This window comes from Alteromonas sp. KUL49 (assembly GCF_006538345.1).
Taxonomy (GTDB): domain Bacteria; phylum Pseudomonadota; class Gammaproteobacteria; order Enterobacterales; family Alteromonadaceae; genus Alteromonas.
Genome location: NZ_BJKL01000005.1, coordinates 250,231 through 272,310 on the forward strand (window position 1 = coordinate 250,231; position 22,080 = coordinate 272,310).

The window sequence follows — 22,080 nt, forward strand, 5'->3', positions numbered from 1 at the left end:
TTGCACAGGTAAAATCATGACCACTAATATCCATGATCAACGCATCCTAATTTTGGATTTCGGCTCTCAATACACTCAGCTTATTGCACGTCGCGTGCGTGAAATCGGCGTGTATTGTGAACTTTGGGCTTGGGACGTCAGCGAAGCACAAATTCGCGAATTTAATCCCAATGGTATCATCCTGTCTGGTGGCCCAGAATCTGTGACTGAAGAAGGTTCGCCAAGAGCACCTCAGTATGTGTTTGATGCCGGTGTTCCTGTGATGGGCATTTGCTATGGTATGCAAACCATGGCAGCGCAGTTGGGCGGTGCAGTGCAAGGTTCTGACGAGAGAGAATTTGGCTATGCACAAGTTGAAGTTATCAAGCCGAGTCCACTGCTAGATAAAGTTGAAGATTCATTAAACAGCGAAGGCAATGCACTATTAGATGTTTGGATGAGCCATGGCGACAAGGTTTCTGAAATTCCAGCGGGTTTCGAGACAGTAGCACAAACGCCGTCATGTCCCCATGCCGCTATGTATAATGCAGAGAAGCAATTCTTTGGCGTACAATTCCACCCTGAAGTGACGCATACTCGTCAAGGCATGCGTTTGCTAAGCCATTTCGTGCTTGATATTTGTCAGTGTGAAAAGCGTTGGACTGCAGGCGCAATTATCGAAGACGCCGTTGAACGTATCAAAGTGCAAGTGGGCGACGACGAAGTTATTTTAGGCTTGTCAGGTGGTGTTGATTCATCAGTAACCGCCATGCTGCTTCATCGCGCCATTGGTAGCAAGCTTACCTGTGTATTCGTAGACAACGGTCTATTACGCTTAAACGAAGCAGACCAAGTGATGGAAATGTTCGGTGATCACTTTGGATTAAATATTATCCGTGTAGACGCTGAAGACCGTTTCTTAGAAAAGCTGAAGGGTGTTGAAGATCCTGAAGCGAAGCGCAAAGTTATCGGCAACGAATTTGTCCACGTTTTCGATGAAGAAGCCGGCAAACGCCAAAATGCGAGATGGTTGGCGCAAGGCACCATTTATCCTGATGTCATTGAGTCAGCAGGTTCTGCAACGGGTAAAGCACACGTTATCAAATCACACCATAATGTGGGGGGGTTGCCAGAAGACATGAAGCTAGGTCTAGTAGAGCCCCTTCGCGAATTGTTTAAAGATGAAGTGCGTAAAATTGGTCTAGAACTTGGCTTGCCGTATGACATGCTTTACCGTCATCCATTCCCAGGTCCGGGTTTAGGCGTGCGCGTGCTTGGAGAAATCAAAAAAGAATACTGCGACCTGCTTCGCCGAGCAGATGCTATCTTTATTGAAGAGCTCTACAACGCCGATTTGTATCAAAAAGTGAGTCAAGCATTTACGGTATTCTTACCCGTTCGCTCGGTTGGCGTTATGGGCGATGCACGTAAGTACGATTGGGTTGTATCATTGCGAGCAGTAGAAACTATTGACTTCATGACCGCTCACTGGGCACATCTGCCGTATGATTTCCTGGGTAAAGTGTCAAACCGCATTATCAATGAAATCGATGGTATTTCCCGTGTGGTTTACGATATTTCAGGAAAGCCTCCCGCGACGATTGAGTGGGAGTAAACTCAAGTATTTATCAATTTCTCTGTAACAGTGCTCTTTCGACTCATCGAGAGAGCACCCTGCATTTTAGCTTTTGCAAGCCCATTACCACATTCCATGCCTCTGTAATATGAAGCCTATAAAATTTATTTACGCCAGATAGGTACCAGTGATTTTTTTAACCTAAAACACTAGCATCACTGCACTCTGAGAGTTATTGTCTAAAACAAATATAGAAAACCTTTTCATAGTTTTTTATATTTTAAGGTTTTTCTGAACTGTAACTCTGTGAGGTAAAAGGATAGATGGATTCGCTGCACCGGGCGCAAGAATTAGTTTCAAAAATAAAAGTATTAGAGTCTAACCCTCACTACAGATTGGCGGACGTTTTTTACGTACGCGGTTGGCGTTACAGTGACAGTGCTCTTCATGTTTTAAATGATGTAGAGTTTTCAGGGAGTATTTTACGCAAATATCTGGAGTCTGTAACGAATTACTTAAACCCAAACATCGAGGAGATGGATAATGCTTGTAGGGAATATTTAAGAAAAAATCACATAGTCCTTCCTAGCAGTGATGAAATCGTTATGCATATTAGAGCCGGTGACGTTATTGATAATGATTGGTTTCTAACAACTCCATATTGCGATGAGATTAGGAAATATACCGGAGCGCGAAAGTGCACAGTCGTTATCTGTTTTGCTTTTCAAGAGTATAAGGAGCGGGGAAAATGGTTGTTTACAAATGAAAAGCTTGAAATGAACAAGACAATGGTGTGCGATTTATTAGAAAATTTGATAAGCAGATTTCCCTCTTTAGAGTTTGAGGTTCGTTCTAGTATCACGCAGGACGAGGATTTTCTGTACATGGTTCATGCAGAGCACTTTATTCGGGATAAAGGAGGATTTAGTGACCTCGTTCAAGATTTACGTGCATTCAGAGCAACTGGAAAACACCTAGAGCACAAAAATCTCTCAAAGGTAAAGCTCATTCAGCGTGAGTTCAACAAAATTCATGAAGGTAAATTATCCAGAGCAGAGAAGCATAAATTAGTACTGGACCTCATAGATTTGGGAGAGAACCAACTAGCATCATGGCTAAATAGTACCTTAGTCAACAAAGGAAATAAAAATGACTAGCTCAGTATATTCCGAAACCGCTTTTAACATTGCTATTAAAGGAAAGTCACCCACAATTCCTCAGTCTGTTGAAATTGATTTAACAAATAGTTGCAATCAAGATTGTAGTTATTGCAATACAGCAGATTTTAGAGCCAAAACACCTGACCAAACTAAAATTCATCACTATCACAAACTTATCGAACAACTGGTTAAGTGGGGCTACACCAGTGGAAATGGTAGTGTTAAAACTATAACTTTTGTTGGAGGAGGTGAACCCACTGTTCGCAAAGGATATGAGTATGTCGTAGAGCAAGCGATTGATTCTGGGTTTTTAACTTCGATTGTGACAAATGGAAGTTATTTAGATCGATTATCGAATCTCCCTGATGAGACTATCAAACAATTGTCATGGGTCGGCATTGATATTGACAGTGGTGATCCAAATGTTTACGAAAGTGTCCGTCGCAGTAAAACGAAAGGCCTGTACGATAAAGTAAAGGACAACGTACGATGGCTTACGAGTATTAACAATCGTGTTGATGTTAAAGTTTTACTGCATCCAGAAACCGTTTCCTATGAATCTTTGTCAAAGACATTTGAGTACGGAAAAGTTGTTGGCGCAAGAATGCTCTATTTTCGTATTGCAGTTTTAAAGGACGGCATTTTCATTCCTCCAGAGTCGACTTATAAAATTATTGAAGATTTGTCTTTAAAATTTGGCGTTAAAGCAAAAGTTAACAAGACTCGATTAATAAGTCGTAATTACAAGAAGTGTCACGCGTTATTTATGTTGCCAGTGTTTTGTTCTGACGGGAACGTATATATGTGTTGTGAGAATCGCGGAAATCCAAATTTTTCTCTAGGTAGTTGGGTAGATGGAGATTTTTGGGAAAAATGGGGAGAGCAAGAGCATAAAAAGATGTATAACGACATTGATGTGAAATTATGTCAACCTTGCCGTCCGCATGTTCACAATATCAAGGTGGAGGAAAGCCTTGTGAATCATGACTATCATCAGGAGTTGTTTTTATAAGTTACTTCGAAAACCTATTTGAATGTCGATGCTTCCCTCAATTTGCACTTTAATGTTGGGTAAAAATATTACCTGTAGCAGAACTGCAAAGGGCATATTGTTACTTAGCTATAATTGCTTTTTGCAACGCATTTTAAAAAAAATTCGGCTTGGGATGTTAGTGCAGAGCAACAGAGCTAACATCTTTTAAATTTCCTCCCTAAAAAACAAACAATTAAAAACTTTTACGAATTCCGGTACACACTGGAACGCGAGCTGCAACTTGTATTGCAAGTATACAAAATGCAGCAGGCTCTAGTGGTACTAGTGTTGTGAGTCTTCTGTACGTAATCCAATTTTAAGTCTGGAGAAAAGTATGAAAAAACTCGCAGTAGCAGTCTCACTTGGTTGCATGAGCATGTGGTCGGCTTCGGCCAATGCTAGTGAGCCTTTTAGCACATGTCCAACAAAAGCATTCCTTGTTCAGGGCACAACGGCCATTGCCTATGGCGTTAATATCGTTTCAGGTAGTTCGGCGGTATTAAGCAGCAATTTAGGCACATCGGGAAAAATCAATGGTACTGGGTTCAGTGTTCACGACAACTATCTTTATGGTTACGGTTATGAAGCAAAAGACTTGGTTCGCATCGGCGATGATTTCCAAGCAGTACCAATGGGTGTAACAGGTCTTCCCAATACTTCTTTTTATGTGGGAGATGCCGCGGTAACCGAAAATGCGTATTACTTCTACCGTAAAGGCAGCTCGTACGGGTTGTATCGCGTCTCTCTTGATGAAAATGACAGCGATTATTTGCAAGCGTCTCGTGTGGTTAATGGTAGTTCCCTTAACCTTAATATTTACGATATGGCTTTCCATCCAGATTCAGGTGAAGCCTACGCAGTGGAAGCAAACGGTAATCTACACAAAATTGACGTAGTCACTGGCGCCTCTACACGACTTGCCAATTTAGGTGTGAGCGGAACCTTCGGCGCTGCCTATTTTGATGTTGAAGGTAACCTTTACATCAGTCGCAATTCTGACGGGTACATTTACAGAATTAAAGTGGATGCGCTTGACAGCATGACTATAGACGAAGCTGTTCAGTTGTTTGCGGTTGGCCCTCTTTCTGGGAACAACGACGGTGCTCGTTGTGCCACCGCCCCCATAATTGACGACTCTATCGACATCGATTTTGGCGATGCACCTGCGTCGTATGGTTCGTCACTCAGTGAAAACGGTGCGCGCCACGAGATGGGAGATTTATTTCTTGGACCTACCGTTACCTCGGAATACGCCGCACGACTAGAAGATACCGGTGATGATGGTGTGGCTTTCCTATCTAACATTCAAACCGCAAGAGACGCTGATTTGCAAAGTTTGATGAGTGTAACTGCATCACAAGATGGTTACCTACATGGCTGGGTCGATTGGAATCAAAATGGTGAGTTTGAAGATTCGGAGCAGGTATTTGATGGTAAATACGTGACTGAGGGTGACAATACCTTACTGCTAAACGTGAAAGCAGGAGCAACTCCAGGAACTACGTGGAGCCGATTCCGTATATCTACCAGCGAGTCACTTGCTCCGACAGGTGGTGACATTAACGGTGAAGTTGAAGACTATGAAATCTCAATTGGCGATGCTATGTACACCACTGTTTGCTACCCAAGCGCCACGGGTTTTGTCACGCTCGCCTATGAGGATATCTGGCCAAGCAAAGGTGATTATGACTTTAACGATGTGGTCGTTCAATATCGCGCGTGTCAGGACAAGTTTGAAGGTCAGGTAATGCGATATTGGGTGAAAGGCAACTTAACTGCTGTAGGAGCAGAGTATCACAACGGATTTGCCGTGAGACTAGAAGATATAGCTGCGAGTAATATAAATACGGCGTTAATTAGCCATCGAATTGGTAATGACCTTACAGGAGAGTCACCACTGGAGCTTGGCAGACAAGAGGCGATCCTCACTGTACTTCCCGATACTCGAGCATTATTTACACGTGAGGAGGGGTGTCGCTTCTTCAGAACTGAGAACGGCTGCTTTAATAAAGATGTCATTCCTTTCAGCTTATATGTTCCATTGGTTTCTGGGGTTGATGAAGATGAAGCGCCCAAAGGTGTGTTAGATCCGTTTATCTTTGCTGTTGACGGTTATGGTCATGGAGCTCATGTGTCATCAAGTAATGAGCGTGGTTGGGAGGTTCACTTGAAGCACCAAGCTCCTACAGAAGCGTTTGATATGAATGCATTTGGTACCGCAGATGATGCAAGTGTACCAGCGCAGTCAGAATATTATATGACTGACAATGGTTTACCCTTTGCGATTCAAGTCAGTGAAATATGGCAAGCACCACGAGAGGCCGTAGATATCACCGAAGCATACAATCATTTTGCCGATTTTGCTGAATCGAGTGGTGCGAATAATCGGTCGTGGTTTACTAACCCAACGTCAAACAAAGTTATTCCAAAGCAATAGGAGCATGACATGAATAAGCTTAATTTTACTTTAGTTACTCTCGGTGCAATGCTTCTAACCGCCTGCGGTGGTGGTGGAAGCGAGGGAAGTTCGTCAGTGTCGTCACCCGCGAGTTCGTCTCCAACAACTACGACGACAACAACGACTACTACAACGCCGCCAGCGAATAATCAACCCGAGCCAACAGAAGACGGCGCTGGGGCATTGATTATCGACAACGAATTTACTTTGTCGGTAGACGTTACTGTAAGTTTGGACATTAACCCAGCTGTTGAACAAGGATCGTATTTGACTGTTTGTAGTTACGACCCTCAGTATGACAGAGTTAATAGACAGTCTTGTCTTTTTAGGGGGCCAATTGGTGATGATGGCGTGCGAGAAGATGTAGTACTGGCGCATATGGATACCGATTTGGTGGCTGAAATATGGCAAACGGTAGAAAATTATCAACCTGCTCAATATCGCTGGTCTTACGAACCAAGTGCAGTTGAACAAAAATTCACCGTAAGATAAATCACTTAGTAAGGGCAGAACATCTGCCCTTTTTTTCGCAAATTTTATTAGGTATGAATAAATATATATTCGTATTCAAGTTAATACTTAAAGCGTAACATCACTGTCACAAAAGTATCATCTAATGCACGCCTTACATTGTGCATTTGCTTTTAAGGATAACGCTTTGTTCAATTATTCATCTATTAGCAGGCTGGTTATGACGCCTGTTTTGGCAAGCTTATTTATACTAGTTTTGCTGATTGCTGCCTCTCTTTACAAGTCTTTTGCACTATTGAGTCACTTCGAAGCCCTTGAAACTACCCTTATCCAAGCCGAACGAGATGTTCACAGTGTATTGGGCACTTTTAAAACTCAAGTTCAAGAGTGGAAGAACGTTTTACTCAGGGGGCATGGTCAAGAGGATAGGGATAAATACTGGCAGCGCTTTAAAGATAGAGAAGCTGAGATCACTCAACAGTTCAACAGTATGTTAGCGAATAGCAGTATTGATGAGAGTGCAAAAGCTGATATTCGCCGGTTTCAGCAAGCACATAAGCTCATGGCTGACAAATACCGCGAAGGCTATGATGCCTTTATTGCTTCGGAATTTGACCCTAAAGTCGGTGATAGCTACGTAAGGGGAATTGATAGAGAACCAGGCAACTTGCTCAAAAGCGTAGCACAGAAAATCGCGACTCAATCGGCACAGGCTGTGGATGATCTAAAACGCAATACGCGACGCACCTTATGGATAATACTTGCGCTCGCTATTGTATTGTCTTGTGTAGCAATGGCTTATGTAGTGTGGCGTCTGCGTTTACAAGTCATTGTACCCACTAAACAAATTGCTAAAACCATATCGGCATTGGCTAATAGCCGATATGACTATTCGCTAACTTATACAAGTAATCATGAGCTGGGTATACTAGCGGATTCGGCTCGTGCTCTTCAGACTAAATTGAAAGCCTCCGTTGATGAGCTTCACGATGTTGAGTCTGAAATGACACACGCCAGCGCAGCACTTAAACAAGTGGGCGACTCAATCATGAGTGGTGCAGTTGAGCAAAGAGATGCTTCAAGAGCATTAGACTCAAGTACTGATAAACTGAAAGAAATTGTTCAAAGCCTAGTGACAATCACCGACCAAGTTGCCGTAGCTACGAACAACTCAGAGCAAAATGTAGCGAGTTGCTATTCAACATTTGAGCATGCTAATTCTGGGTTTAAGCAATTAGCAAAAACGGTAACGGAGTCGAGTAAAATTGTTACCGACCTGCAAAGTCGTAGTGCAAATATCTTGAAAGTCGTCAACGTCATCAACGAAATAGCCGATCAAACCAATTTACTGGCGTTAAATGCGGCCATTGAGGCAGCTCGAGCCGGTGAGCATGGAAGAGGGTTTGCTGTGGTAGCAGATGAAGTTCGCGCGCTAGCGGCAAAAACTCAACAGTCTACACGTGAGATAAATGACATTCTCAGTAGCTTCGAGGCTGAAGCTCGCGGCGCAGTAGTCGCAATGACTGAGGGCAAGAAACTCTCGGATGCCAATGCGCAAGAGGCCGCAACAGCCCTCGACACCCTAAATAGGGTGGTAACTGACATACAAGAAACCTCCAGTGTTGTTGTGGTGCTCAACGAGGCTGCTGACGAACAAGAAGCAGTACTCCACAATGTCGAGGGTATTATCAGTGATGTTGTTGCGTCGTCAGAGCGCTATCACGAACTAGCGCAGCGAGACACAATGTCTCAGTCTATGCGTAAAATGGAATTGAATGTAGAGCGTGTGGTGAAAAGTCTGAGTGTTGATTAGTTATTCCCAGTAATGACCTGATATAATGGGCGTCACGTATCTAAAGCTTTAGCGCTTTTATTAGAGTTGCGATGACGCCGTTAGTTTTTCATCCCATTTATAGTCAACTACCCCTTCCACCAAGACACAGGTTTCCCATAGAGAAATATCAAGGGATACGCGATGCGCTGGTCGCGAGGGGCATAACTAGTGATCGCTTTAGTGCGCCATCCCCTGTTTCAAGCGCATTTCTGACTGACTACTTTGCACCAAATTACGTTAATGCGTTGGTATCAGGCGTGCTAGATGACAAAGCCATGCGGCGTATTGGTTTTCCATGGTCTGAACACCTGATTAAGCGCTCGTTAACCGCAGTGGCTGGCACTATTCTTACCGCTGAACTCGCGATAGAGCATGGTCAGGCACTTAACTTAACGGGTGGTTATCATCATGCTTTTGCAGATTTTGGTTCTGGCTTCTGCCTTTTCAATGACTTGTTCTTAGCAGCAAAAACGATGCAGAAGTATGGGCATATCGACAATGTTCTTATTATCGACTTAGACGTTCACCAAGGCGACGGTACCGCAAAACTAGCGCAAGATGACAAAAGTATTTTCACACTTTCTATTCACGGTGAGAAAAACTTTCCCCATCGTAAGCAGCATTCCGATTTAGATATCGGATTAGCCAAGGGAACCGGGGATGACGAATACCTTGAAACGGTAGAGCAGGCTTTGTTATTAGCTGAGCGACAATTTCAACCCGATGCGATCATTTATGATGCTGGCGTAGATATACATGAAAACGACGATTTGGGGCATTTGTGTATATCTACAGAAGGCGTGTATCAGAGGGATAAGATGGTTTACGATTTTTGTCGAGCACTTGATGTACCAGTTGCAGGCGTTATTGGTGGTGGTTATCAACGAGACATCGACGCTTTGGTCAACGTCCACTTGCAGCTCTATCGAGCATTTGGTGTCATCGATTAGCTTGGCTACAAGGCGATGGTTTGTCCTTCACTTGCAGCAAATACATCAATTGGCAGCTGTGTGAGCTTAATGTATTCTCTACAATGTGCGACCACATGGTCGATATCATTATCGGTTCGCTCTGGATCGTGGCTATACAAAGCCAGTCGCTTCGCATTACACGCCATGGCCAGCTTTACTGCTTCTTCCGCAACCGAGTGACCCCAGCCGGATTTAGCTGGCATATCTGAAAGCATATATTGTGCATCATGTATCAATAAGTCAGCGTCTCTACAAAATTCCACAAAGGTGAGAAAGTCTGTTTCTTTTTTGTAAGGAGGATAGAGTTCATTGTCGGTGACATAAACGACTTTCTTGCCATCGTCTTCAACGCTAAAAGCGCTCCCTTTACCAGGGTGATTCATCGGAATTCGACAAACTTTCGCACTACTAATAGTGAAACTCTCTTGGCTCTGGGGGAGAGAAATGAGCTGAATGTCCGAAGTTAACGCAGAGGCCGGTACAGGAAAGACACTACCTGACATTTGCTTGAGTATTTGGTCGTACTCAGGCGCGTTTGTTTGGCCTGGGTAAATCAGTATAGGGCGACCTTCTTGATAAATGGGTGCGAAGAACGGAAATCCCTGAATATGGTCCCAATGATTGTGGCTCAATAGGATGTAAACCGGGGTATCCTTTTTAATGAGTTCTTGGCCCAATAAACGAATACCTGTGCCAGCGTCAAAGATAATGTCCGTACCATCAGCCAAACTCAAATGCGCGCATGCGGTATTCCCTCCATAGCGTATGAAGTCTTTCCCCGGTGTGGGAATAGAACCTCTTACGCCATAGAAGGTAAGTTTCATCATAAGCTCGCTTTACAACGCCGTTATGAAGTTAGCAGCATCAGCAATATCGATGAGTTGCTTTTCGCCAGTGCGGCGGTTTTTGTATTCTATCTGTTGATTGTCGAGGTTGCGCTCACCAATAACGATACTATGAGGTACACCGATCAATTCCATATCGTTGAACATAACCCCAGGGCGTTCTTTTCTGTCGTCAAACAGTACATCTACGCCAGCGGCTTTTAGGTCGTCGTAAAGCTTCTCTGCTACTTCTTTAATGCGATGGGATTTATGCATATTCATTGGAATGACTGCAATCTTGAAAGGCGCAATTGGATCAGGCCACATGATGCCATATTTGTCGTGGTTCTGTTCAATGGCGGCAGCAACAATACGCGATACACCAATACCATAGCAGCCCATGGTAAGTGTTTGATGTTTTCCCGTTTCACTGAGTACACCACAGTTCATTGCTTTGGAATATTTGTCGCCAAGTTGGAAAATATGTCCCACTTCGATGCCGCGCTTAATTTCAAGTGAACCTTGTCCATCTGGAGAAGCATCACCGGCAACAACGTCTCTGAGATCGGCTGTCGTGATATCGTCTGCCCAGTTGGCATTCTTGAGTAGGGTGTTTTCTTTACCCGCACCACACGTAAAGTCCGCAAGTGCAGCTGCACTGCTATCCACTACTAGCGGTAGCGCGATATCGAGCGGATTCGCTACTGACGCGTTTATACCCAACAGGTTTGCTGCTTTTTCTTCGCTGGCGATTACCAATGGAGAGGCAACTCCATCAAGTTTTTCAGCTTTGATGTCGTTAAGCGAATGCGCTTGTTTGAGTGCGAGTACCACCCACTTTTCTGCGCCATCTTCAGCTTCACCTTTAACTACATAAAGTGAGATGTCGCCTGTTAAGCCATTGGCTTCAATTTCTTCAACTGCAGCACCTGAAGGTGTTTGCTGTTCACCAGCAACTGCTTCAGCCATTTCAACATTGGCGGCGTATTGGCTTTCCGTTGAGAATGCAATCGCGTCTTCACCAGACTCGGCTAACACATGGAACTCGTGCGATACACTGCCACCAATTGAACCAGAGTCAGCAATAACAGCGCGGTAATCTAAACCCATACGGCTGAATATATTGCAGTAAGCTTGATACATAGCGTCGTAGGTTTTACCCAAGCACTCTTGTTCCATATGGAAGCTGTATGCATCTTTCATGGTAAATTCTCGGCCGCGCATAATTCCGAAACGAGGGCGAACCTCATCGCGGAATTTAGTCTGAATTTGGTAGAGATTTAACGGCAACTGTTTGTAACTACTAATATCATTACGAACAAGGGCTGTGATCACTTCTTCGTGAGTTGGGCCCAATACAAAATCGCGCTGGTGGCGGTCTTTAACGCGAAGTAACTCAGGACCATACTCATCCCAACGACCTGATTCTTCCCAAAGGTCAGCCGGCTGAACTACGGGCATAAGCACTTCAATGGCACCTGCTTTGTTCATTTCATCGCGCACAATATCAGCGATTTTGTTGAGCACTCTTAGGCCGGTAGGCAACCAAGTGTATAGGCCTGATGCGAGTTTTCTTATCATGCCAGCGCGTAGCATTAACTGGTGGCTGATAACTTCGGCATCGGCCGGCGTTTCTTTTTGCGTGGCAAGCAAATATTGACTGGTGCGCATTCGAAGCGTTCTTCCTGTAATGAATATTAATAAAACTTGCGTATTCTAATTAACTGCGAGCAAGAGTGCTATACCGATGACCGTTTATCTGGTCCAAAGTCCATAACTTTGATTGACCCATTTTCAACCTTAAAGCCGATATCATAATCGTAAAGCGCAACTCGATAGGTTTTGTCGTCGTTTTCATGCTTGTGACGATAGGCCGGTCGCGGGTCTTGAGCAAGCACATCAATAAGTAGCTGCTTTATATCTGGGTGTTTCTTCCGAGCTATATTGAGTAACTCTTTTACGTGAGATTCCAATAACACTTCTCTTTGTGGTATTGCGCCGTAACTTGCAAGATTATCCTCAGCGTCTGCCACTCTGTCTGCGTAGGGAACGTAAGGTTTAATATCCACAATGGGCGTGTCATCGAGGAGGTCCACGCCTTCAACATTGAGTAACAAACCGCTGTCGTCCTGTTGCCAGCTGAGGTTCTTAACTACCGACATGCCAATGGCATTAGGCCTGTGGGTACTGCGAGAAGCGAACACCCCCATTGTTTGATTTCCGCCCAAGCGCGGTGCCTTAACAGCTGGCTTCCAACCTTTGTCTTTGGTTTGGTGAAAAACGAACAAGAGCCAAAGATGGGTAAATCCCTCTAAACCTTTAAACATATCAGGGTCGTTTAAATCCTCTCGTAGGTAGATAGTGCCTTTTGCTTTGGCGAGATTAGGTTGTCTGGGAATGGCAAATTTTTGTTTGAACGGGGTTTTTATATGTCCGATGGGGGAAACTGAAAACTGATTGGCTGACATAGTTTGCTAGCACCTTTATATCGCACACATAAAATGTGAAAAAATAAGCGTTTGTAATATTAATCTAATATTAGAGCCTTATCTTACGGGGGCTCTAATTAATCTATAAGAGCTCAATACTGGCTTCGGGTACCTGTATTGATTTTCCCTGGACCCCATTATTTTTATGGCCCGTTTATCGGGCCACTTTTTGAATTAGGTTTCTCTAATTTTGCTTTAACTTTTCCAGCTGATTAGCAAAGTGCTGACACCCCAGCGATTCAGCGCGTGCTATGTTGTGCTGATATATTTTTTCTGCATCCTCTTCGTTCTTCATATACTTTTCAATATCACTCTCTCGAATCAAATGAAAAAGCGGATAGGGTGAACGATTGGTGTAGTTAGACGGAGAATCAGGGGCTTCGCCAGCAAATACATAATCAGGGTGAAAGCTCGCTAGCTGGTAAGTCCCACTATATCCCCAATCGGCCAGCAGTTGCTCACCTAGTGCAAGTACATCTAGATAATCATCGAAACTTTGTGTTGCATCACTAACGACTATCACAAGTGTTGTGGCGACCTCTGGGGTTTCATCGAGGTGTTTACATTCGTTGTATAGCGCGTTAACAATGTTGCCAGCGTCACCTGTCTCAACAACGTATTTTATTTTGTTCGGGTGGCGGACGAACTTCGCAAACGGGCAGAAGTTGTGATGAATCACAACGTCATCCACCCATTGCTCAGTGGCATGTAAATAGTGTGTGTCGCTCATTAGTGTTACGAATGATATTTTACGTAAGCTTCTAATGTATTTTCAATGAGGCTTGCTACTGTCATTGGTCCAACACCACCTGGCACTGGAGTGATCCAACCTGCACGCTCTTTAGCGTTATCGAAATCTACATCGCCTACCAATGACCCATCGTTAATTCGATTAATACCCACATCGATAACGATAGCGCCAGGTTTAATCCAGTCTCCAGGAATAAAGTTTGGTTTACCTACCGCAACAACCAGTAAGTCTGCACGCATAACGTGAGCCTTGAGGTCTTGAGTGAATTTGTGGCAGGTGGTAACAGTGCAGCCTGCTAACAACAATTCTAAACTCATTGGGCGACCCACGATATTTGAAGCCCCGACAATAACCGCATCCAAACCTTTAATAGGACGTTTGGTCGCTTCAATCATTGTCATAATGCCTTTAGGCGTACATGGACGGAGTGCTGGAATACGCTGAGCAAGTCTTCCTATGTTGTAGGGGTGGAAACCGTCAACGTCTTTGTGGGGTTGAATACGCTCAAGCACCTTTTCTGCGTTTAATCCTGCTGGGAGCGGCAGTTGAACAAGAATGCCGTCTATTTCCTTGTTTTCATTTAATTCATCGACGAGTGCAAGTAACTCTTCTTCTGACGTATCAGCGGGTAAGTCGTAAGACTTGGATACGAACCCTACCTCTTCACACGCTTTGCGTTTGTTTGACACATAAACTTGTGAAGCCGCATCACTACCCACCAGCACTACAGCCAAACCAGGGGGGCGCTTTCCTGAAGCTTTAAGGCCTTCTACATAAGTCGCAACATGGGCTCGAACCTGTTTAGCAATTTGTTTTCCATCAATTAAATGCGCAGTCATATTCTGTTTCAGTTATTTAAAAGGGGACACTATCCCTATATTGTTTCACAAAATAGCTAATATTGACCACTCAATTTAGCGATATGACTTCTTGAGTGGGTGGTTGTTAAGTCAGTTTTGATTAGAAAGACTCTCAAAAGAACACCGAGCGTTTAGCATGGCGATTCTACTATTACTGGTTTAAACAGTAATAAGTCTGTTTTTTACCGTTGGATATGTACGCAAATGGCCTGAAAATGCAGCGCATTGTGCGTATTGTGAGCGGTTGATTTTTTTATTTAAAAAAGTGTTTGACGAGGTGAGGGCAAGTCAGTAATATTCGCACCCCGTAACGGAGCTGAAGCAGATAAGCTTGAGTTTGTAGTTACACTGTCGGTGAGTGGCGCAGCTTGGTAGCGCACTTGTTTTGGGTACAAGGGGTCGCAGGTTCAAATCCTGTCTCACCGACCACTTTGCTAAACGAAGATTCGTTAAGCGTCCGTAGCTCAGCTGGATAGAGCAACGGCCTTCTAAGCCGTGGGTCGCAGGTTCGAATCCTGCCGGACGCGCCATGCGGGTCAGGCGGATGCCTGACTAGGATAGTGCGAAATCTAAGTAACTTGGTGCATTTACAATCTATGTACTAAGTTTAGCAAACACCTCTATGGTGGGCGTAGCTCAGTTGGTAGAGCCCCGGATTGTGATTCCGGTTGTCGTGGGTTCAAGTCCCATCGTCCACCCCACTTTTTGCGGAAGTGGTGGAATTGGTAGACACGCTGGATTTAGGTTCCAGTGCTTCACGGCGTGAGAGTTCAAGTCTCTCCTTCCGCACCATTATCTCTTAGCTTTTTAAGCACACTGTCGGTGAGTGGCGCAGCTTGGTAGCGCACTTGTTTTGGGTACAAGGGGTCGCAGGTTCAAATCCTGTCTCACCGACCATTCATATTTTTTTGCCCGTTTTAAGCATATTTTTACTTTTTTACCACTAAATCTCTGTGGTTCGCGACAAACTTCTGTTTCCCTCTCGACTCTATAAAAAAGCGGCTGTATACTACCGCGTCTTTTTTTAACTAGTGCGCTGGTATAAGCGCCTAAAACGACCTCTAACCCGAAGATATTCGCCAGTGTTGGTAAAGCGGGAGAGGGGACTAAAAACAAACGCCGTAGTAGGCGTAGAGTTGAGGTAACATAATGCAAGTTTCAGTCGAGACGACCCAGGGTTTAGAACGCCGTCTTACTATCACAGTACCAGCTGACACTGTTGATTCAGCAGTTAAATCACGCCTACAGCAATTGGCAAAAACTCAGCGTATTAATGGTTTCCGTCCGGGCAAAGTTCCAGTAAGCGTCATCAAGAAGCGTTTTGGTCGAGCTGTTCGTCAAGAAGTAGCTGGCGATGTTATGCAGCAGAACTTCTACCAAGCCGTTATTCAAGAAAAAATTCAACCTGCTGGCATGCCTAAGTTTGAATTGACCAAAGACGAAGACGGTCAAGACCTAGAATTTGTTGCTTCTTTTGAAATCTACCCAGAGGTAGAAGTTAAAGGTGTAGCAGACATCGAAATCGAAAAGCCAGTTGTTGAAATCAGCGACGCTGACTTAGACAACATGATGGAAACGCTACAAAAGCAACACGCTACTTGGAAAGAAGTTAAGCGTAAAGCTAAGAAAACTGACAAAGTTATCATCGACTTCGTTGGTACAGTAGACGGTGAAGAGTTTGAAGGCGGCAAAGCGGAAGATTTCGCGCTAGAACTTGGTAAAGGCCGTATGATTCCTGGTTTCGAAAAGCCACTAGTTGGCGCGAAAGCCGGTGAAGAAGTCACTATCGAAGTAACTTTCCCTGAAGACTACCACGCAGAAAACCTAAAAGGTAAAGACGCTGTATTCCAAGCGACTGTGAAAAAGGTTGAAGGCGAGTCACTTCCAAAAGTAGACGAAGAGTTCGCTAAGCTGTTCGGTGTAGAGGAAGGTGGTGTTGACGCACTTAAAGCTGAAGTTCAGAAGAACATGCAGCGCGAGCTAGACCAAACGCTTAAGTCACAAGTGAAAGAAGATGTTATTGCTAAACTTGTTGAAGCGAATGAAATCGATATTCCTCAAGCGCTTATCGATCAAGAAGTGAATGCGCTTCGCGAACAAGCCAAGCAGCGTTTCAGCCAGCAAGGCGGTGGTCAAAACCTACCAGAACTTCCAGCTGATTTGTTCACTGACAACGCAAAACGTCGTGTTTCGATTGGTTTGCTACTAGGCGAAGTTATCAAAACTAACGAGCTAAAAGCTGACGAAGCAAAAGTTACTGAGATGATCGAAACCGCTGCTTCAGCGTATGAAGATCCAAGTGAAGTTGTAGAATACTACAACAACAACCAAGAGCTTATGCAGCAAATGCAAAACGTTGCTCTAGAAGAGCAAGCCATCGAGTGGGTTCTTGAGCAAGCTAAAGTAACCGAAGTTACTAAAGCTTTTGATGAGGTAATGAACAAACAGGCGTAAATTTTCAACGTCTGATTGACTTAACCTGTCAGCAACTGCTTAAATGCTCGGAGCCTTCCGAGCATTTTTGTTTTTAACGCTAGATTATCAAGGTAGCTATGACTAATACTCCGTTTGACCCGATGAATGCACTTGTTCCTATGGTTGTTGAGCAAACCGCCAAAGGTGAACGTTCTTTTGACATCTATTCTCGTTTACTTAAAGAAAACGTGATTTTTCTTGTTGGACAAGTAGAAGATCACATGGCAAACCTCATTGTCGCGCAGATGTTATTCCTAGAGGCAGAGAATCCAGAGAAAGATATCTTTCTTTACATCAACTCACCAGGTGGGTCGGTGACTGCGGGTATGGCAATCTACGACACTATGAAATTTATTAAACCTGATGTAAGCACTGTCTGTATCGGTCAAGCGGCCAGTATGGGTGCATTTCTTCTTTCAGGTGGAACCAAAGGTAAGCGTTACTGTTTACCTAATTCGCGCGTAATGATTCACCAACCTCTTGGCGGTTTCCAAGGTCAGGCGTCTGATTTTGAAATTCACGCGAAAGAAATTCTCAGTATTAAAGAAAAGCTAAATCGCCTGATGGCGGAACATACTGGACAGGACTACGAAAAAGTAGCTCACGATACGGATCGCGATAACTTCCTCAGCGCGATGGAAGCTAAAGAATATGGCCTTGTTGACCAAGTGTTAACAAATCGATCTGACGCAGCCACAAGTAAGTAGTATAGTAATAGAAAGCCTGAGTTCAGTGCGTAGCACATTTTTGTTTTCAACTTGGGCATGGCAGAGGCAAAAGTATGAGTGATAAACAAAGCGGTGACAGTGATAATAAGCTGCTGTACTGCTCGTTTTGTGGCAAAAGCCAGCACGAAGTAAGAAAGTTAATCGCAGGCCCGTCGGTGTTTATTTGTGACGAGTGTGTAGAGTTATGTAACGATATTATTCGCGAAGAGATAAAGGAAATCGCGCCGAAGCAAAAGCAAGACGCGTTGCCTAAACCTAGCGAAATCCATACCCATCTCGATGACTATGTGATCGGGCAAGAGCACGCTAAAAAAGTATTGTCTGTGGCGGTTTACAACCACTACAAGCGCTTGCGAAACGGTGACGTTCACGATGGCGTTGAACTGGGTAAAAGTAATATTCTACTGATTGGTCCTACTGGTAGTGGTAAAACTCTTCTGGCTGAGACTTTAGCTCGTCTGCTAGACGTGCCGTTTACTATGGCTGATGCCACCACACTTACCGAAGCTGGTTATGTTGGTGAGGATGTCGAGAACATCATCCAAAAACTTTTGCAAAAATGCGACTACGATGTAGAGAAGGCACAGCGCGGAATTGTTTATATCGATGAGATTGACAAAATTTCGCGTAAGTCAGATAACCCGTCTATCACCAGAGACGTATCTGGTGAGGGTGTACAACAAGCGTTGCTCAAGCTGATTGAAGGTACGGTAGCCTCCGTTCCACCTCAAGGCGGACGAAAGCATCCTCAGCAAGAGTTTTTACAGGTAGATACCTCCAAAATTTTGTTTATCTGCGGCGGCGCGTTTGCCGGGTTAGATAAAGTGATTGAACAACGAGCGCATACCGATACAGGCATTGGTTTTGGTGCGACCGTGAAGTCTTCAGACAACACAAAAGCGATTAGCGAACTGTTCAAACAGGTCGAGCCGGAAGATTTAGTCAAATATGGACTTATTCCTGAGTTCATCGGACGTCTACCTGTGGTCACTAGCCTGGAAGAGCTAAACGAAGATGCGCTTATTCAAATCTTAAGAGAACCTAAAAACGCCATCACCAAACAATATGGTGCTCTGTTCTCAATGGAAGATGTAGAACTTGAGTTCCGTGATGACGCGCTTCACGCTATCGCAAAAAAGGCGATGCAGCGCAAAACAGGGGCCCGTGGGTTACGCTCTATTGTTGAAGCAGTGTTACTCGACACTATGTACGAACTACCTTCAATGGAAGACGTGAGTAAGGTGGTTGTCGATGAAACTGTTATCAAGGGTGAATCTAAACCCATTTTGATTTACGACAGCGCTGAAAAGAAAGCAGCGTCTGAGTAATTAGTTCAAGAAAGGCCCTTAGGGGCCTTTTTTCGTTGTATTTCCGAATAACTCCCTCTAGTCTGTAATCAGTGCAAGTTAACGTCTGAGTTGTTTAATCGATCTGTGCTTATTTCATTATTGTTTAATAAGTTTTATTTGAACTTTGTCCTTGCATCCCCATATAAACCCACAATAGGAACTTATAGAGAACACGTATGACAGTTGAGCGTGAAAATCGTATTGAAATCCCCGTTTTAGCGTTGAGGGATGTTGTTGTTTACCCGCATATGGTCATACCCTTGTTTGTTGGGCGTGAGAAGTCGATCCAATGTTTGGAAGCGGCGATGGAAAATGACAAACAAATATTCCTTGCAGCGCAAAAAGACGCGAGTGTTGATGAACCTGAGTCTGACGACATTTATAGTGTGGGAACTATCGCGACTATTTTGCAGCTGCTTAAACTACCCGACGGCACAGTTAAAGTACTGGTTGAGGGAAGCTTGCGTGGTGAAGTAGAGAGCTACGTCCAATCTGAGCCACATTTTGTCGCCAATGTTAACCGTATTGAAGATGAGGCAATTGCTGAGAGTGAGCAAGAAGTACTCATTCGCTCTGCAGTGTCTCAGTTTGAGGGCTATGTAAAACTCAATAAAAAAATTCCCCCAGAGGTACTCACGTCACTTAATGGCATCGAAGATGCGGCGCGACTTGCCGATACTATGGCTGCACACATGCCACTTAAGTTGGTAGAAAAGCAGAAAGTACTCGAGATGAAAGGTGTTAATGAGCGCCTTGAGTACTTAATGGCTTTGATGGAAGGCGAGATAGACTTGCTTCAAGTGGAAAAGAAAATCCGCACGCGTGTTAAGAAGCAAATGGAGAAAAGTCAGCGAGAGTATTATTTGAATGAGCAAATGAAAGCCATTCAAAAAGAACTCGGTGAAATGGATGAAGCCCCTGACGAGTTTGAAGCGTTATCTAAAAAAATCGCTGATGCTAAGATGCCTTCTGAAGCTGAAGATAAAGCTAAATCTGAGTTACAAAAGCTGAAAATGATGTCACCTATGTCTGCTGAGGCAACAGTGCTTCGCAGTTACATTGAATGGTTAACAAACGTACCTTGGAACAAGCGTTCACCGGTTAAGCGTGACCTTTCTCGTGCAGAGCAGGTATTGGACTCTGACCACTATGGCTTAGAAAAAGTAAAAGAACGTATTCTTGAATATCTCGCAGTACAGCAGCGCGTTAAGAAACTTAAGGGGCCAATTCTTTGTTTGGTAGGCCCTCCTGGTGTGGGTAAGACGTCACTTGGCCAGTCGATTGCAAAAGCAACAGGTCGTAAATATGTTCGTATGGCATTGGGCGGTGTTCGTGATGAGGCGGAAATTCGCGGTCACAGAAGAACATATATCGGATCATTGCCTGGAAAGTTAATTCAGAAAATGGCTAAAGTGGAAGTGAAAAACCCACTGTTTTTAACTCGACGAAATTGACAAAATGTCGTCGGATATGCGTGGTGACCCGGCTTCTGCATTACTGGAGGTTCTTGACCCAGAGCAAAATAGCAGTTTCAGCGACCATTATTTGGAAGTTGATTACGATTTGTCAGACGTCATGTTTGTCGCAACGTCTAATAGCATGAATATTCCTGGTCCACTGTTAGACAGAATGGAAGTTATACGCCTCTCTGGTTACACAGAAGACGAGAAGCTAAATATCGCAACCCGTCACCTTATCGGTAAGCAAATGGAGCGCAACGGCCTTAAGACCAAGGAACTTGAGATTACTGAATCTGCTATCGTTGGTATGATTCGTTATTACACGCGAGAGGCAGGGGTTCGTAGCCTAGAGCGTGAAATTTCCAAAGTATGCCGTAAAGCAGTGAAAGATGTTTTACTTAGTAAGAGCAAAGACAAGATAGTCGTTGATCAAGACAATCTGAAAGATTACTTGGGCGTACAACGTTTCGACTACGGCAAAGCCGACAAAGAGAATCAGATTGGTCAGGTTACCGGCTTAGCTTGGACTCAAGTAGGTGGTGACCTTTTGACTATTGAAACTACCTCGGTACCGGGTAAAGGCAAAATGACCTCTACCGGTTCACTTGGTGACGTAATGCAAGAGTCAATTAAAGCCGCAATGACCGTAGTGAGAAGTCGTGCTGAAAAGCTGCGTATCAACGAAGATTTTTACGAAAAGCGCGATATTCATGTGCATGTTCCTGAGGGAGCTACACCAAAAGACGGTCCAAGTGCTGGTATTGCTATGTGTACTGCATTGGTGTCATCGTTAACGGGGAACCCTGTTAAATGTGAAGTTGCGATGACCGGAGAAATTACCTTGAGAGGTGAAGTTCTTGCCATTGGCGGGTTGAAAGAGAAGTTACTTGCAGCCCACCGAGGCGGAATAAAAACCGTCGTTATTCCAAAGGACAATGAGAGAGATCTCGAGGAAATTCCTGATAACGTTAAAAAAGACTTATCAATTCACCCCGTGAAGTGGATTGATGACGTATTAGATATTGCACTTCAAGAGCCAGTCAGTGCTTTTTCGGTACAATCTGCGTGACAAAATTCTCTGAATGCCTTGTGAAACAAGGCGTTCAGGGGCATTTTAGCTCTCTTTTGATTAAAAAGTGTACTCCTCGTTAAAGTTTCACGAATTTTTTTCAATTTAGGGCTTTCAAGTCGCAATAGTTGTGATACCTTAGCTGAGTATTCGCGTGAAGCCTCGTCAATAAAGGGATGGCAGCGATTCAACAAAAGTTAATTAATTGTGACAGACCGCTTGATGTTACTCATCAAGCTTGCTATAAAAGTCCACACTAATTGGACAAAACAGTATAATAACAATCGAAGGGGATCATTATTGTGAACAAGTCTCAACTTATCGACCAAATCGCCGCAGGTGCAGATATCTCTAAAGCGGCTGCAGGCCGTGCTCTTGATTCTTTCACTGACGCAGTGACTTCAGCACTTAAAGATGGCGACCAAGTAGCATTGGTTGGTTTTGGTACTTTCTCTGTACGTGAGCGCTCTGCTCGCAGCGGTCGTAACCCGCAAACAGGTGAGACTATTCAGATTTCAGCAGCGAAAGTTCCTTCTTTCAAAGCTGGTAAAGCACTGAAAGACGCTTGTAACTAATATCTTATAAGTTTTTAA

At 44.1% G+C, this 22,080-nt stretch carries 16 protein-coding genes, 5 tRNA genes and 1 pseudogene; 17 read left to right on the forward strand and 5 right to left on the reverse strand.

Features of this window, described 5'->3' with window-relative positions:
* Window positions 1–16: 16 nt before the first annotated feature.
* From guaA to EYS00_RS10940, 7 genes are all read left to right on the forward strand, one after another.
* Window positions 17–1,594, forward strand: a complete 1,578-nt coding sequence (gene guaA / locus EYS00_RS10910) for a glutamine-hydrolyzing GMP synthase (RefSeq protein ID WP_130636575.1) — start codon at window positions 17–19, stop codon at window positions 1,592–1,594.
* Window positions 1,595–1,878: 284 nt separating this feature from the next.
* A complete protein-coding gene (locus EYS00_RS10915; protein ID WP_130636576.1) occupies window positions 1,879–2,712 on the forward strand; it encodes a hypothetical protein in 834 nt (277 codons plus the stop codon).
* Window positions 2,705–3,727: a radical SAM protein gene (locus EYS00_RS10920; RefSeq protein ID WP_130636577.1), complete on the forward strand. Its 1,023-nt coding sequence runs from the start codon at window positions 2,705–2,707 to the stop codon at window positions 3,725–3,727. The genes EYS00_RS10915 and EYS00_RS10920 overlap by 8 nt, the downstream gene beginning before the upstream one ends.
* 355 nt (window positions 3,728–4,082) lie before the next feature.
* Entirely contained in the window at window positions 4,083–6,185 is a 2,103-nt protein-coding gene (locus tag EYS00_RS10925; protein ID WP_242618733.1) for an LruC domain-containing protein, read from the forward strand.
* Window positions 6,186–6,194: 9 nt separating this feature from the next.
* Window positions 6,195–6,698 (forward strand): hypothetical protein, encoded by a 504-nt coding sequence (locus EYS00_RS10930; protein ID WP_130636578.1) that lies wholly within the window; start codon window positions 6,195–6,197, stop codon window positions 6,696–6,698.
* A 199-nt stretch (window positions 6,699–6,897) separates the two neighbouring features.
* The gene (locus tag EYS00_RS10935; protein WP_242618734.1) at window positions 6,898–8,490 is read left to right on the forward strand and encodes a methyl-accepting chemotaxis protein; all 1,593 of its coding nucleotides are present in this window, start codon (window positions 6,898–6,900) and stop codon (window positions 8,488–8,490) included.
* Between the two features lie 71 nt (window positions 8,491–8,561).
* Window positions 8,562–9,461, forward strand: coding sequence for a histone deacetylase (locus EYS00_RS10940; protein ID WP_130636580.1), 900 nt, complete (start codon window positions 8,562–8,564; stop codon window positions 9,459–9,461).
* A gap of 5 nt (window positions 9,462–9,466) precedes the next feature.
* On the opposite strand, the gene EYS00_RS10945 is transcribed toward EYS00_RS10940, so the two are convergent.
* The 5 genes from EYS00_RS10945 to folD all read right to left on the reverse strand — a co-directional run bounded on the left by EYS00_RS10945 (window position 9,467) and on the right by folD (window position 14,385).
* Complete coding sequence (locus tag EYS00_RS10945) at window positions 9,467–10,306, reverse strand: MBL fold metallo-hydrolase (RefSeq protein ID WP_130636680.1); 840 nt, start codon at window positions 10,304–10,306, stop codon at window positions 9,467–9,469.
* Between the two features lie 12 nt (window positions 10,307–10,318).
* A complete protein-coding gene (locus tag EYS00_RS10950) occupies window positions 10,319–11,977 on the reverse strand; it encodes a proline--tRNA ligase (RefSeq protein ID WP_130636581.1) in 1,659 nt (552 codons plus the stop codon).
* A gap of 68 nt (window positions 11,978–12,045) precedes the next feature.
* Window positions 12,046–12,774, reverse strand: coding sequence for a tRNA (N6-threonylcarbamoyladenosine(37)-N6)-methyltransferase TrmO (gene tsaA / locus EYS00_RS10955; RefSeq protein WP_130636582.1), 729 nt, complete (start codon window positions 12,772–12,774; stop codon window positions 12,046–12,048).
* A gap of 205 nt (window positions 12,775–12,979) precedes the next feature.
* The gene (locus tag EYS00_RS10960; protein ID WP_130636583.1) at window positions 12,980–13,525 is read right to left on the reverse strand and encodes a DUF1415 domain-containing protein; all 546 of its coding nucleotides are present in this window, start codon (window positions 13,523–13,525) and stop codon (window positions 12,980–12,982) included.
* A 5-nt stretch (window positions 13,526–13,530) separates the two neighbouring features.
* Window positions 13,531–14,385, reverse strand: a complete 855-nt coding sequence (gene folD / locus EYS00_RS10965; RefSeq protein ID WP_130636584.1) for a bifunctional methylenetetrahydrofolate dehydrogenase/methenyltetrahydrofolate cyclohydrolase FolD — start codon at window positions 14,383–14,385, stop codon at window positions 13,531–13,533.
* Window positions 14,386–14,758: 373 nt separating this feature from the next.
* Between folD and EYS00_RS10970 the strand changes: the two genes are divergently transcribed.
* From EYS00_RS10970 to hupB, 10 genes and pseudogenes are all read left to right on the forward strand, one after another.
* A tRNA-Pro gene (locus EYS00_RS10970) sits at window positions 14,759–14,835 on the forward strand.
* A 24-nt stretch (window positions 14,836–14,859) separates the two neighbouring features.
* A tRNA-Arg gene (locus EYS00_RS10975) sits at window positions 14,860–14,936 on the forward strand.
* Window positions 14,937–15,031: 95 nt separating this feature from the next.
* Window positions 15,032–15,107 (forward strand) — tRNA-His (locus EYS00_RS10980).
* A gap of 6 nt (window positions 15,108–15,113) precedes the next feature.
* A tRNA-Leu gene (locus EYS00_RS10985) sits at window positions 15,114–15,198 on the forward strand.
* Between the two features lie 28 nt (window positions 15,199–15,226).
* Window positions 15,227–15,303 (forward strand) — tRNA-Pro (locus EYS00_RS10990).
* Between the two features lie 252 nt (window positions 15,304–15,555).
* Entirely contained in the window at window positions 15,556–16,860 is a 1,305-nt protein-coding gene (gene tig / locus EYS00_RS10995) for a trigger factor (protein ID WP_130636585.1), read from the forward strand.
* A 98-nt stretch (window positions 16,861–16,958) separates the two neighbouring features.
* Window positions 16,959–17,588 carry an ATP-dependent Clp endopeptidase proteolytic subunit ClpP gene (gene clpP / locus EYS00_RS11000; RefSeq protein ID WP_130636586.1) on the forward strand — a complete coding sequence of 210 codons (630 nt, stop codon included), beginning with the start codon at window positions 16,959–16,961 and terminating at the stop codon, window positions 17,586–17,588.
* A 74-nt stretch (window positions 17,589–17,662) separates the two neighbouring features.
* Complete coding sequence (gene clpX / locus EYS00_RS11005) at window positions 17,663–18,937, forward strand: ATP-dependent protease ATP-binding subunit ClpX (RefSeq protein WP_130636587.1); 1,275 nt, start codon at window positions 17,663–17,665, stop codon at window positions 18,935–18,937.
* Between the two features lie 197 nt (window positions 18,938–19,134).
* Window positions 19,135–21,487: pseudogene (gene lon / locus EYS00_RS11010) on the forward strand (endopeptidase La).
* Between the two features lie 302 nt (window positions 21,488–21,789).
* Window positions 21,790–22,062 carry a nucleoid-associated protein HU-beta gene (gene hupB / locus EYS00_RS11015; RefSeq protein WP_130636588.1) on the forward strand — a complete coding sequence of 91 codons (273 nt, stop codon included), beginning with the start codon at window positions 21,790–21,792 and terminating at the stop codon, window positions 22,060–22,062.
* Window positions 22,063–22,080 lie beyond the last annotated feature (18 nt).

What these genes read in the sequence shown, in the direction of transcription:
- EYS00_RS10960 (WP_130636583.1), bottom strand. Translation starts at nt 13,525, where the DNA reads ATGAGCGACACACACTATTTACATGCCACTGAGCAATGGGTGGATGAC.
- clpX (WP_130636587.1), top strand. Translation starts at nt 17,663, where the DNA reads ATGAGTGATAAACAAAGCGGTGACAGTGATAATAAGCTGCTGTACTGC.
- EYS00_RS10940 (WP_130636580.1), top strand. Translation starts at nt 8,562, where the DNA reads ATGACGCCGTTAGTTTTTCATCCCATTTATAGTCAACTACCCCTTCCA.
- EYS00_RS10935 (WP_242618734.1), top strand. Translation starts at nt 6,898, where the DNA reads ATGACGCCTGTTTTGGCAAGCTTATTTATACTAGTTTTGCTGATTGCT.
- EYS00_RS10925 (WP_242618733.1), top strand. Translation starts at nt 4,083, where the DNA reads ATGAAAAAACTCGCAGTAGCAGTCTCACTTGGTTGCATGAGCATGTGG.
- EYS00_RS10945 (WP_130636680.1), bottom strand. Translation starts at nt 10,306, where the DNA reads ATGAAACTTACCTTCTATGGCGTAAGAGGTTCTATTCCCACACCGGGG.
- EYS00_RS10950 (WP_130636581.1), bottom strand. Translation starts at nt 11,977, where the DNA reads ATGCGCACCAGTCAATATTTGCTTGCCACGCAAAAAGAAACGCCGGCC.
- guaA (WP_130636575.1), top strand. Translation starts at nt 17, where the DNA reads ATGACCACTAATATCCATGATCAACGCATCCTAATTTTGGATTTCGGC.
- EYS00_RS10930 (WP_130636578.1), top strand. Translation starts at nt 6,195, where the DNA reads ATGAATAAGCTTAATTTTACTTTAGTTACTCTCGGTGCAATGCTTCTA.
- tig (WP_130636585.1), top strand. Translation starts at nt 15,556, where the DNA reads ATGCAAGTTTCAGTCGAGACGACCCAGGGTTTAGAACGCCGTCTTACT.
- tsaA (WP_130636582.1), bottom strand. Translation starts at nt 12,774, where the DNA reads ATGTCAGCCAATCAGTTTTCAGTTTCCCCCATCGGACATATAAAAACC.
- EYS00_RS10915 (WP_130636576.1), top strand. Translation starts at nt 1,879, where the DNA reads ATGGATTCGCTGCACCGGGCGCAAGAATTAGTTTCAAAAATAAAAGTA.
- EYS00_RS10920 (WP_130636577.1), top strand. Translation starts at nt 2,705, where the DNA reads ATGACTAGCTCAGTATATTCCGAAACCGCTTTTAACATTGCTATTAAA.
- folD (WP_130636584.1), bottom strand. Translation starts at nt 14,385, where the DNA reads ATGACTGCGCATTTAATTGATGGAAAACAAATTGCTAAACAGGTTCGA.
- clpP (WP_130636586.1), top strand. Translation starts at nt 16,959, where the DNA reads ATGACTAATACTCCGTTTGACCCGATGAATGCACTTGTTCCTATGGTT.